Source organism: Pseudomonas sp. VE 267-6A, from assembly GCF_024126555.1.
Lineage (GTDB): Bacteria > Pseudomonadota > Gammaproteobacteria > Pseudomonadales > Pseudomonadaceae > Aquipseudomonas > Aquipseudomonas palmensis.
The window spans coordinates 283,804-295,879 of the sequence record NZ_JAMYBY010000003.1 but is presented as its reverse complement, the minus strand read 5'-3'; the positions used below and the strand labels follow the sequence as shown (position 1 = coordinate 295,879).

At 65.0% G+C, this 12,076-nt stretch carries 9 protein-coding genes; 7 read left to right on the top strand and 2 right to left on the bottom strand.

Going from position 1 to position 12,076, the window contains the following annotated elements; all coding sequences use genetic code 11:
- The first annotated feature begins 74 nt into the window (after window positions 1-74).
- A complete protein-coding gene (gene bfr / locus NJH59_RS04835) occupies window positions 75-539 on the top strand; it encodes a bacterioferritin (protein ID WP_043861921.1) in 465 nt (154 codons plus the stop codon).
- A gap of 99 nt (window positions 540-638) precedes the next feature.
- Here bfr and uvrA read toward each other — a convergent pair whose 3' ends face one another.
- Window positions 639-3,473: an excinuclease ABC subunit UvrA gene (gene uvrA / locus NJH59_RS04830; RefSeq protein WP_043861920.1), complete on the bottom strand. Its 2,835-nt coding sequence runs from the start codon at window positions 3,471-3,473 to the stop codon at window positions 639-641.
- 129 nt (window positions 3,474-3,602) lie between these two features.
- On the opposite strand from uvrA, the gene NJH59_RS04825 reads away from it, so the two are divergent.
- On the top strand, window positions 3,603-4,997 hold the full coding sequence (locus NJH59_RS04825; protein ID WP_054916437.1) for an MFS transporter: 1,395 nt from the start codon (window positions 3,603-3,605) through the stop codon (window positions 4,995-4,997).
- Between the two features lie 9 nt (window positions 4,998-5,006).
- On the top strand, window positions 5,007-5,522 hold the full coding sequence (locus NJH59_RS04820) for a single-stranded DNA-binding protein (RefSeq protein WP_043861918.1): 516 nt from the start codon (window positions 5,007-5,009) through the stop codon (window positions 5,520-5,522).
- 174 nt (window positions 5,523-5,696) lie between these two features.
- Here NJH59_RS04820 and NJH59_RS04815 read toward each other — a convergent pair whose 3' ends face one another.
- Window positions 5,697-6,269 carry a hypothetical protein gene (locus NJH59_RS04815; protein WP_123753530.1) on the bottom strand — a complete coding sequence of 191 codons (573 nt, stop codon included), beginning with the start codon at window positions 6,267-6,269 and terminating at the stop codon, window positions 5,697-5,699.
- Between the two features lie 193 nt (window positions 6,270-6,462).
- Here NJH59_RS04815 and fdnG point away from each other — a divergent pair, with 193 nt between their 5' ends.
- Genes fdnG through fdhE form a run of 4 tightly spaced genes read left to right on the top strand, consistent with a single transcriptional unit; the run spans window position 6,463 to window position 12,042 of the window.
- The gene (gene fdnG / locus NJH59_RS04810; protein WP_253086475.1) at window positions 6,463-9,528 is read left to right on the top strand and encodes a formate dehydrogenase-N subunit alpha; all 3,066 of its coding nucleotides are present in this window, start codon (window positions 6,463-6,465) and stop codon (window positions 9,526-9,528) included.
- On the top strand, window positions 9,528-10,475 hold the full coding sequence (fdxH, locus tag NJH59_RS04805) for a formate dehydrogenase subunit beta (protein WP_043861915.1): 948 nt from the start codon (window positions 9,528-9,530) through the stop codon (window positions 10,473-10,475). The genes fdnG and fdxH overlap by 1 nt, the downstream gene beginning before the upstream one ends.
- Window positions 10,472-11,125, top strand: coding sequence for a formate dehydrogenase subunit gamma (locus NJH59_RS04800; protein WP_088514373.1), 654 nt, complete (start codon window positions 10,472-10,474; stop codon window positions 11,123-11,125). The genes fdxH and NJH59_RS04800 overlap by 4 nt, the downstream gene beginning before the upstream one ends.
- On the top strand, window positions 11,122-12,042 hold the full coding sequence (fdhE, locus tag NJH59_RS04795) for a formate dehydrogenase accessory protein FdhE (RefSeq protein ID WP_253086474.1): 921 nt from the start codon (window positions 11,122-11,124) through the stop codon (window positions 12,040-12,042). Before NJH59_RS04800 ends, fdhE begins: the two co-directional genes overlap by 4 nt.
- Window positions 12,043-12,076: the final 34 nt, after the last annotated feature.

Genomic DNA, 12,076 nt, shown 5'->3' with positions numbered 1-12,076 from the left:
TTTAGCGCAATTTGCAGTGACCTTACAGTCATCCTGGTTCAAACTATGGCTTTCACACAGGGAGAGTCAGGGCAATGCAAGGTCACCCGGACGTAATCGATTATCTCAACACGTTGCTGACGGGCGAACTGGCGGCACGTGACCAATACTTCATCCACTCGCGCATGTACGAAGACTGGGGCTTCAGCAAGCTCTACGAGCGAATCAACCACGAGATGGAAGAAGAGGCACAACACGCCGACGCCCTGATGCGCCGCATTCTCATGCTCGAAGGCACCCCGCGCATGCGCCCGGACGACCTGGACATCGGCACCACCGTGCCCGAGATGATCGCCGCCGACCTGCGCCTTGAGTACAAGGTGCGCGCTGCGCTGTGCAAAGGCATCGAGCTGTGCGAGCTGCACAAGGACTACGTCAGCCGTGACATCCTGCGCGTGCAGTTGGCCGACACCGAAGAAGATCACACCTACTGGCTGGAGAAGCAGCAGGGTCTGATCAAGTCGCTGGGCCTGGAGAACTACCTGCAATCGCAGATGTAATCCGCCGCGCAACGAAAAAGGCCATCGGGGCGTACCCGATGGCCTTTTTTTGTGCCCGCATGCCGCTGTGCAGGAGCCGGCAAGGCCGGCTCCTGCAGTTCAGGCCCGGTCGCGCGCCAGCAGCGGCTTGAGGTAATACCCCGTGTGCGACTGCTTCATCTCGGCCAGCTCCTCCGGCGTGCCGCAGGCGATGATCTGTCCGCCCTTGGAGCCGCCTTCCGGCCCAAGGTCCACCAGCCAGTCGGCGGTCTTGATCACGTCCAGGTTGTGCTCGATCACCACCACGGTGTTGCCGTGGTCACGCAGGCGATGCAGCACGTCCAGCAGTTGCTGGATATCGGCAAAGTGCAGGCCAGTGGTCGGCTCATCGAGGATGTACAGCGTCTTGCCGGTATCGCGCTTGGACAGCTCGCGTGACAGCTTGACCCGCTGCGCCTCACCACCGGACAGCGTGGTCGCCGACTGGCCCAGCTTGATGTACGACAGGCCCACGTCCATCAGCGTCTGCAGTTTGCGCGCCAGTGCCGGCACCGCATCGAAGAACTCGCGGGCTTCCTCGATGGTCATTTCCAGCACCTCGTGGATGTTCTTGCCCTTGTACTTGATCTCCAGCGTTTCGCGGTTGTAGCGCTTGCTCTTGCACACGTCGCACGGCACGTAGATGTCGGGCAGGAAGTGCATCTCGACCTTGATCAGGCCATCGCCCTGGCACGCCTCGCAGCGCCCGCCCTTGACGTTGAACGAGAAACGCCCCGGCCCGTAGCCGCGCGAGCGCGACTCCGGCACGCCGCTGAACAGCTCGCGGATCGGCGTGAACAGCCCGGTGTAGGTCGCCGGGTTGGAGCGCGGTGTACGCCCGATCGGGCTCTGGTCGATGTCCACCACCTTGTCCAGGTGCTGCAGGCCATCGCAGCTGTCGTGGGCCGCAGCTTCCAGCGTGCTGGCACCATTGAGCGCGGTTGCCGCCAGCGGGAACAGGGTGTTGTTGATCAGCGTGGACTTGCCCGAACCGGACACGCCGGTCACGCAGGTCAGCAGGCCGATCGGGATCTCCAGGTCGACGTTCTGCAGGTTGTTGCCGCGTGCGCCCTTGAGCTTGAGCGACAGCTTCTTGTTGCGCGGGGTGCGCTTGGCCGGCACGGCGATCTTCACGCGGCCCGACAGGTACTTGCCGGTCAGCGAGTCCGGGTGCGCCATCACCTCGGCCGGGGTGCCCTCGGCCACGATCTGGCCGCCATGCACGCCCGCGCCCGGGCCGATATCCACCACGTAGTCGGCCATGCGGATGGCGTCCTCGTCGTGCTCCACCACGATCACCGTGTTGCCGATGTCGCGCAGGTGGTTGAGGGTGCCCAGCAGGCGATCGTTGTCGCGCTGGTGCAGGCCGATGGATGGCTCGTCGAGAATGTACATCACCCCCACCAGGCCGGCGCCGATCTGGCTGGCCAGGCGGATACGCTGGGCCTCGCCGCCCGACAGGGTATCGGCGCTGCGATCCAGCGTCAGGTAGTCCAGGCCCACATTCACCAGAAACTGCAGGCGTTCGCAGATTTCCTTGAGGATCTTGTCGGCGATCTCGCCACGGCGCCCGGTCAGCTTGAGGCCGCCGAAGTAGTCGCTGGCATCGCCGATCGGCAGGTTGGTAACCGCCGGCAGGGTCTTCTCGCCCACCCACACATGGCGCGCCTCGCGGCGCAGGCGGGTGCCGCGGCAGTCGGGGCAGGGCTGGGTGCTGAGGAACTTGGCCAGCTCTTCACGCACGGTGGCCGATTCGGTCTCGCGGTAGCGCCGCTCCAGGTTCGGCACGATGCCCTCGAAGGGGTGCGAGCGCTTGACGATATCGCCCCGGTCGTTGAGGTACTTGAAGTCGACGTTGTGCTTGCCACTGCCGTTCAGGATCACCTTCTGCTGGTCGGCCGGCAGCTCGTTGAACGGCACCTCCAGGCTGAACCCGTAATGCGCGGCCAGCGAGCCGAGCATCTGGAAGTAATACACATTGCGCCGGTCCCAGCCGCGAATCGCGCCCTCGGCCAGGGTCAGCTCGCCGTTGACCAGGCGCTTGATGTCGAAGAACTGCTTCACGCCCAGGCCGTCGCAGGTCGGGCAGGCGCCGGCCGGGTTGTTGAAGGAGAACAGCTTGGGCTCCAGCTCGCTGATCGCGTGGCCGCAGATCGGGCAGGCGAAGCGCGCCGAGAAGATCATTTCTTCACCCGGCTCGTCGTCCATCGGCGCCACCAGGGCGATGCCATCGGCCAGCTTAAGGGCTGTTTCGAACGATTCGGCCAGGCGCTGCTGCAGGTCGTCGCGCACCTTGAAGCGGTCGACCACCACATCGATGCTGTGCTTCTTCTGCTTGTCGAGCTTGGGCAACTCGTCCAGCTCGTACAGCTTGCCGTTGACCCGTGCGCGCACGAAGCCCTGGGCACGCAGCTCTTCGAACACCGCCAGGTGCTCGCCCTTGCGCTCGCGAATCACCGGAGCCAGCAGCATCAGCTTGCTGCCCTCGGGCTGGGCCAGCACCAGGTCGACCATCTGGCTGACAGTCTGGGCTTCGAGCGGGATGTCGTGGTCGGGGCAGCGTGGGGTGCCCACACGGGCATACAGCAGGCGCAGGTAATCGTAGATCTCGGTGATGGTACCCACGGTCGAGCGCGGGTTGTGCGAGGTCGACTTCTGCTCGATCGAGATGGCCGGCGACAGCCCCTCGATGGTGTCGACGTCTGGCTTTTCCATCATCGACAGGAACTGGCGGGCATACGCCGACAGCGATTCCACGTAGCGACGCTGGCCTTCGGCGTAGAGGGTGTCGAACGCCAGCGATGACTTGCCGGACCCGGACAGACCGGTGATGACGATCAGTTTGTCCCGGGGCAGGGTCAGGTCGATGTTCTTAAGGTTGTGGGTACGTGCCCCACGTATCAGGATCTTGTCCACTGCGGCCTCGCTTGGCGGGCATAAACGGAGGAGTATACGGCGCGCTGCCACCACGCGGCAAAGCGTCGCGTATATGCCGTTAACCGATCCGACTGGTAGAATCGCCGCCGGTTCACACGAGGTTTATCCATGCACGATCCCCACAGCGAACGCATGAGCGGCAGCGAGACCCGCGCCGCAGGCGGCCTGGCCCTGGTGTTCGCCTTCCGTATGCTGGGCATGTTCATGGTGCTGCCGGTACTGGCCACCTATGGCATGGACCTGGCGGGCGCCACGCCGGCGCTCATCGGCCTGGCCATCGGTGCCTATGGCCTGACCCAGGCCGTATTGCAGATTCCGTTCGGGGTCATTTCCGACCGCATCGGCCGTCGGCCGGTGATCTACCTGGGGCTGGTGATCTTTGCCCTGGGCAGCGTGCTGGCAGCGCAGGCCGACTCGATCTGGGGCGTGATCGCCGGGCGCATCCTGCAGGGTGCGGGCGCCATCTCCGCGGCAGTCATGGCGTTGCTCTCGGACCTCACCCGCGAACAGCACCGCACCAAGGCCATGGCCATGATCGGCATGAGCATCGGCCTGTCGTTCGCCGTGGCGATGGTCGTGGGGCCTCTGGTAACGCGGGCCTTCGGCCTGTCGGGGTTGTTCCTGGCCACCGCGGCGATGGCGGTGGTGGGCATCGGCCTGATCGCCTTCGTGGTGCCGGCCTCCAACGGCCCGCTGGCGCACCGCGAGTCGGGCGTGGCCAAGCAGGCCCTGGGGCCGACCCTGCGTCACCCCGACCTGCTGCGCCTGGACGTCGGCATCTTCGTGCTGCACGCCATCCTCATGGCCAGCTTCGTCGCCTTGCCGCTGGCGTTCGTGGAGCGTGGCGGGTTGCCGAAAGAGGAGCACTGGTGGGTCTACCTCACCGCCTTGCTGGTTTCATTCTTCGCAATGATTCCGTTCATCATCTACGGTGAAAAAAAGCGCAAGATGAAACGTGTCCTGCTCGGCGCGGTCAGTGTGCTCATGCTCACAGAGCTGTTTTTCTGGGAGCTGGGCAACAGCCTGCAGTCACTGGTGATCGGCACGGTGATCTTCTTCACCGCCTTCAACCTGCTCGAAGCCTCGTTGCCTTCGCTGATCAGCAAGGTGTCGCCGGCCGGTGGCAAGGGCACGGCGATGGGGGTGTATTCCACCAGCCAGTTCCTGGGGGCGGCGCTGGGCGGGATCATGGGTGGCTGGTTGTTCCAGCATGGCGGCTTGAGCGTGGTTTTCCTGGGGTGCGCAGGCCTCTGTGCCCTTTGGTTGGCCATAGCTGTTACTATGCGCGAACCACCTTACGTGACGAGCCTGCGCTTGCCGTTGTCGCCAGAAGCGATGCGCGAAGCGGGCTTGACCGAGCGCCTCAAGGCCGTGCCGGGTGTGACCGACGCAGTGGTGGTGGCAGAGGAAGCCGCCATCTATATCAAACTGGATACACAAATTTTGGATCGTACGGCCCTGGAGCTGCTGGTAAACCCGGCGCCCGCGGCGTGCCAAGCCTAGGAGAACGTTATGGCCCGTGGGGTTAACAAAGTCATTTTGGTCGGCACTTGCGGCCAGGACCCTGAAGTTCGCCACCTGCCCAACGGCAACGCGGTGACCAACCTCAGCCTGGCCACCAGCGAGCAGTGGACCGACAAGCAGACCGGCCAGAAGGTCGAGCGTACCGAGTGGCACCGTGTGTCGATGTTCGGCAAGGTTGCCGAGATTGCCGGCGAGTACCTGCGCAAGGGTTCGCAGGTGTACATCGAGGGCAAGCTGCAGACCCGCGAGTGGGAAAAGGACGGCATCAAGCGTTACACCACCGAGATCATCGTCGACATGCAGGGCACCATGCAGCTGCTGGGTGGTCGTCCGCAGAACCAGGACGGTTCGCAGCAGGGTGGCAACAACTACAACCAGGCCCCGCGTCAGCAGGCGCCTCAGCAGCGTCCGCAGCAGGCCCCTCAGCAGCGCCCTGCGCCGCAACAGCCTGCGCCGCAGCCGGCTGCCGACTTCGACAGCTTCGATGACGACATCCCGTTCTGAGCCCTGGCCAACGCCGCGCTTCAAGACAAACGCCCGATGCACTGCATCGGCCGTTTTGCGTTCTGGGGAAACCTCGGTGGGCGGTGGCCCTGACACGCTTGCGATGTTCAGCGTACGTGCGGGCCTCGCGGTACCTCTAGCGGGGCGCCAGGAGGTGAAGCGGCCCGTGAGCACTCACGCCGCGGCCACGCCTTGGCCCACCAGCCCCGCCAGTGCATTGAGCATCGGTGCGCGATACTCCACGTCCTTCTCGTTCCAGTACACATGACCGGCCGGCAGGTCGACATTGAAGAAGCTTTCGTAGTAGCTGCCTGGCGCCGAATCCGAACGGTCGTTGCCGAACACCTTCAGGCGCACCGCACCCGCTTCAAGCCCGGTGTCCGCCTGGTGCAGCGCAATCACGCTGAAGCGCTCGCCGACCGCCCCGGGGCCATCGATCAGCTCGATTTCATACAGCTGTGCCAGCGCCTCGATGAACCGCTCGGTCTCCAGGCCCAGCGACGAGATCTCGAGCCCGTCGCTGTAGAAGTGCGCCTGTATCACGTTCATCTCGCCATCGAACCCCGGCTGCACGTCGCGCCGCAGCCGCGCCCGCACACCCACCGAGTACCCGGCGAACGCGGCACGCAGGTCAAAGTGGTAGTGCACGTCATCCTGCATCAGGTGCTGCACCTGAAACACGCAGTCCACAAAACCTTCTTCGCCAAACTGCTCCAGCAGCGGCAACCCGTTCTTGTCCAATTGCATCATGCAGTCCCTTGGCGATGGTGGTCAGGCTGGCGATTATGCACCCGTTGCACGCATCGATAATCCGTTTTAATGGTGCTTGGCCCGATCTTGGCTAGAGTGAATATTGACGACCACCCAGTGGCCGCCACCGTGACTGTTCACGAGACGCCGGCAATGCTCCGCGCGTCCACCACCTGATCAGGAGTGCACGATGGATCTCAACCGTCGGCAATTTTTCAAGGTCGCCGCCATCGGCCTTGGAGGTTCGAGCCTGGCGGCGCTGGGCATGGCCCCCGCGCCGGCCTTCGCCGAACAGATACGCCACTTCAAGCTGGCCCACACCAAGGAAACCCGCAACACCTGCCCCTACTGCTCGGTCGGCTGCGGCCTGATCCTGTACAGCCAGGGCGATGCGGGCAAGAACGTGGCGCAGAGCATCATCCACGTCGAAGGCGACGCCGATCACCCGGTCAACCGCGGCACCCTGTGCCCCAAAGGTGCAGGCCTGCTGGACTTCATCCACAGCCCCAGCCGCCTGCAGTACCCGCAGGTACGCAAGCCGGGCAGCAACGAGTGGACGCGCGTCAGCTGGGATGAGGCCATGGACCGCGTGGCCGAGCTGGTCAAGGCCGACCGCGACGCCAACTTCATCGAGAAGAACGCCCAGGGCCAGACCGTCAACCGCTGGCTCAGCACCGGGTTCCTCGCGGCCTCGGCGGCTTCCAGCGAAGCCGGCTACCTGACCCACAAGGTCATTCGCAGTTTGGGCATGCTGGGGTTCGACAACCAGGCGCGTGTCTGACACGGCCCGACGGTGGCAAGTCTTGCCCCGACGTACGGCCGTGGTGCCATGACCAATCACTGGACCGATATCGCCAACGCGAACCTGATTCTGGTGATGGGCGGCAACGCAGCAGAAGCGCACCCGTGCGGTTTCAAATGGGTGACCGAAGCCAAGGTGCACAACCAGGCGCGGCTGATCGTGGTCGACCCACGGTTTACCCGTACCGCCTCGGTGGCCGATTACTACGCGCCGATTCGCACCGGCAGCGACATCGCCTTCATGGGCGGCCTGATCAACTATCTGCTCAGCACTGACCAGATCCAGCACGAGTACGTGCGCAACTACACCGACGTGTCGTTCATCGTCAAAGCCGGCTTCGGCTTCGAGGACGGGCTGTTCAGTGGCTACGATGCGGCCAAGCGTACCTATGCCGACAAGTCCGGTTGGGGCTACGAACTGGGTGAAGACGGTTTCGCCAAGGTCGACCCGACCCTGCAGGACCCGCGCTGCGTCTACCAGCTGATGAAGCAGCACTACAGCCGCTACACCCCGGAGCTCGCCAGCATGACCTGCGGCATGCCCCAGGCCAGCATGCAGAAGATCTGGGAAGAGATCGCCACCTGCTCCACACCCGGCAAGACCATGACCATCCTCTATGCCCTGGGCTGGACCCAGCATTCGATCGGCGCGCAGATCATCCGCAGCGCGGCGATGGTGCAACTGCTGCTGGGCAACGTCGGCATGCCGGGTGGCGGGGTCAACGCCCTGCGCGGGCACTCCAACATCCAGGGCCTGACCGACCTGGGCCTGCTGTCCAACTCCTTGCCGGGCTACCTGACCCTGCCCGGTGATGCCGAGCAGGACTACGACGGCTACATCGCCAAACGCACCCTCAAGCCGCTGCGCCCAGGGCAGCTGTCGTACTGGCAGAACTACGGCAAGTTCCACGTCAGTCTGATGAAGGCCTGGTATGGCGCCAACGCCACTGCCGAGAACCACTGGGGCTACGACTGGCTGCCCAAGCTCGACATCCCAGGCTACGACGTGCTCAAGATGTTCGACATGATGGGCAGGGGCGAGGTGCACGGCTACATGTGCCAGGGCTTCAACCCGATTGCCGCGCTGCCCGACAAGAACCGCGTCACTGCCGCGCTCAGCAAGCTCAAGTGGCTGGTGGTGATGGACCCGCTGGCCACCGAAACCTCGGAGTTCTGGCGCAACGCAGGGCCGTACAACGACGTCAGCACGGCCGACATCGCCACCGAGGTCATCCGCCTGCCCACCACCTGCTTCGCCGAGGAGGACGGTTCGCTGGTCAACAGCAGCCGCTGGCTGCAGTGGCACTGGAAGGGCGCCGACGGCCCGGGGGAAACCCGAACCGACGTGCGCATCATGAGCGACCTGTTCCTGCGCCTGCGTGAACGCTACCGCGCCGAGGGTGGCGCGTTTGCCGAACCGCTGCTCAACCTCAGTTGGCCGTACAAGGTCGCCGATGAACCCTCCCCCGAGGAGCTGGCCAGGGAGCTCAATGGCATGGCCGTGACCGATCAGGTCGATGCCACCGGCGCCGCGCTCAAGGGCGGCCAGCAACTGTCGGGGTTCGCCCAGCTCAAGGACGATGGCAGTACCGCGTCCGGCTGCTGGATCTTCTGCGGCAGCTGGACCGAGCAGGGCAACCAGATGGCTCGGCGCGACAACAGCGACCCGTATGGCATGAAGCAGAACCTGGGCTGGGCCTGGGCCTGGCCGATGAACCGGCGAATCCTCTACAACCGTGCCTCGGCCACCCCGCAAGGCCAGCCCTGGGACCCGAAAAAACGCCTGGTATGGTGGAACGGCAAGGCCTGGACCGGCACCGACACCCCGGACTACAAGGCCGACGTGCCCCCCGAGGCGGGCATGAACCCGTTCATCATGAACCCCGAAGGGGTGGCCCGGTTCTTCGCCGTCGACAAGATGGCCGAAGGCCCGTTCCCCGAGCACTACGAACCCTTCGAGACGCCGATCGGGATCAACCCGCTGCACCCCACCAACAAGAAGGCCACCAGCAACCCGGCCGGACGCATCTTCGACTCGGTGTGGGACACCCTCGGCCAGGCCAAGGACTACCCCTACGCGGCCACCACCTACCGGCTGACCGAGCACTTTCACTTCTGGAGCAAGCATGCGCGCCTGAACGCCATCGCCCAGCCCGAGCAGTTCGTCGAGATCGGTGAAGTGCTGGCGCAGCAGAAGGGTATCCAGGCCGGCGACCGGGTGCGGGTGAGTTGCAAGCGTGGGCATATCGAGGCGGTGGCGGTCGTCACCAAGCGGATTCGTCCGCTGCAGGTCAACAACCAGACCGTGCACCAGGTCGGTATCCCGCTGCACTGGGGCTTCACCGGGCTGACGCGGCATGGCTACCTGACCAACACCCTGGTGCCGTTCCTCGGCGATGGCAATACACAGACCCCGGAATCGAAGTCGTTCCTGGTCAACGTGGAGAAAATCTGATGGCCAGCCAAGACATCATTGCCCGTTCGGCCACCACCACGCTGCCCCCCTCGGTGCGCCAGCAGGAGCAGGTCGCCAAGCTGATCGACACCACCAAGTGCATCGGCTGCAAGGCCTGCCAGGTGGCGTGTTCGGAATGGAACGAGCTGCGCGACGAGGTGGGTCACAACCACGGCACCTATGACAACCCGCAGGACCTCAGTGCTGAAAGCTGGACGCTGATGCGCTTCACCGAGCACGAGACCGCCGACGGCAACCTGGAGTGGCTGATCCGCAAGGACGGCTGCATGCACTGCGCCGACCCCGGCTGCCTCAAGGCCTGTCCCAGCCCGGGGGCGATCATCAAGCACGCCAACGGCATCGTCGACTTCAACCAGGACCACTGCATCGGCTGCGGCTACTGCATCACCGGCTGCCCGTTCAACATCCCGCGCATCTCGCAGAAGGACCACAAGGCCTACAAGTGCACCCTGTGTTCCGACCGCGTGGCCGTGGGGCTGGAGCCGGCCTGCGTGAAGACCTGTCCCACCGGCGCCATCGTGTTCGGCAGCAAGACCGACATGCAGGAGCACGCCGCCGAACGCATCGTCGACCTCAAGTCGCGGGGCTTCGAGCATGCCGGCCTGTACGACCCGGACGGCGTGGGTGGCACCCATGTGATGTACGTGCTGCACCACGCCGACACGCCGCGCGTGTACGCGGGGCTGCCCGACAACCCGGTGATCAGCCCGCTGGTCGGGCTGTGGAAGGGCGTGAGCAAACCGCTGGCGCTGCTGGCCATGGGTGCGGCGGTGCTGGCCGGGTTCTTCCACTACGTACGCATCGGCCCGCAGCGGGTCGAGGAAGAGGATGACGAGCATCCTGACACCAGCGTGCATCAGGTCGACCCGTCGGTGCATGTGTATGACCCGGGCAAGCCCACCGCACCAGGGGAGCAACGGCCATGAAGCACAAGCCGATACTGCGTTACACCGCCAACGAGCGCACCAACCACTGGCTGGTGGCGATCCTGTTCTTCATGGCGGCACTGTCGGGGCTGGCGCTGTTTCACCCGGCGCTGTTCTGGCTCAGCCACCTGTTCGGCGGCGGGCCGTGGACACGCATCCTGCACCCGTTCATGGGCGTGCTGATGTTCGTGCTGTTCCTGGGGCTGGTGCTGCGCTTCTGGCGGGCCAACTTCATCACCGCCACCGACCGGCAGTGGCTGCGCCGGGTCGACCGGGTGATCCGCAACGAGGAGGAGGGCGTACCACCGGTGGGCAAGTACAACGCCGGGCAGAAGCTGCTGTTCTGGACCCTGCTGGCGTGCATGCTGGTGCTGCTGGTGAGTGGCGTGGTGATCTGGCGTGCCTACTTCAGCGCGTACTTCGGTATCGACACCATTCGCCTGGCCACCCTGCTGCATGCCCTGGCCGGCTTCGTGCTGGTGCTGAGCATCATCGTGCACATCTATGCCGGCATCTGGATCAAGGGCTCGGTCAGCGCCATGCTGCATGGCTGGGTCAGCCGCGCGTGGGCGCGCAAGCACCATGCGCTATGGTACCGGGAGGTCACTCGGGACGAGCGGCCCGACACGCACAAAGGAGCCAAGCCTTGAGTACCGTGATGGAACCCGATCAGATCCAGGCGTCGGCCAGTTCGCCGCCGTTTCTGCACCCGCCACCGCCCCAGCTGTTTGCGCTGCGTGCCGAACGCCTCGACCTGCTGGCCGAGGGGCATGCGCTGGGCGACTACCTGCGCTTCGTGGCCGGGTTGTGCCGCGTGCAGCAGGGGTTGCTGGACAACCCGCCGACAGCGGCCATGCCCGACCCGCAGCGCCTGCAGCTGTGCGTGACCCACGGCCTGGCGCCACTGGCCGCCGACAGCCTGGTGCGCGAGGGCGCCTGGCAGGGCTGGCTGGATGCCCTGTTGCAACGCTACGAGGCGTCTTCGCCGCTGGCGCATCAGGCCCAGACGCAATTGCGCGAGGCCGGGGCAGGGCAGCGCATGGTGTGGGCGCTGGCACTGCTGGGCGGGCAGTACAGCGCGGTGCCGGCGGCGCTGGTGCCGTTTCTGGGGGCCGCGCTGCAGGCGGCGTGGAGCCATTGGCTGCTGGCCATGCCCGGCGTCGAACTCAAGCCCGGCGACAGCCTGGGGCAGTGCCCGGCATGTGGTTCGCCGGCGATGGCGGGGGTAATCCGCCACCGCGGCAAGTACAACGGCCTGCGCTACCTGGTGTGTGCGTTGTGTGCCTGTGAATGGCATGCGGTGCGGGTCAAGTGCGTGTATTGCGAGCAAAGCAAGGGCTTGCAGTACTTCAGCCTGGAGGATGACCGCCATGTCGCCGGGCAGGCGCCGTTGCGGGCCGAATGCTGCCTCGAATGCCACAGTTACCTGAAGCTGGTCTACCTTGAAAGCGATGCGCAATCGGAGGCCCTGTCGGCAGACCTGGCCAGCCTGGCACTGGACATGCGCCTGGATCAGGAGGGGTACCAGCGCCTGGCGCCGAACCTGTTGCTGGCCCCGGGCCTGTAGGGCCGGCCTTGCGCGAAGGGCGCACTACACTGTG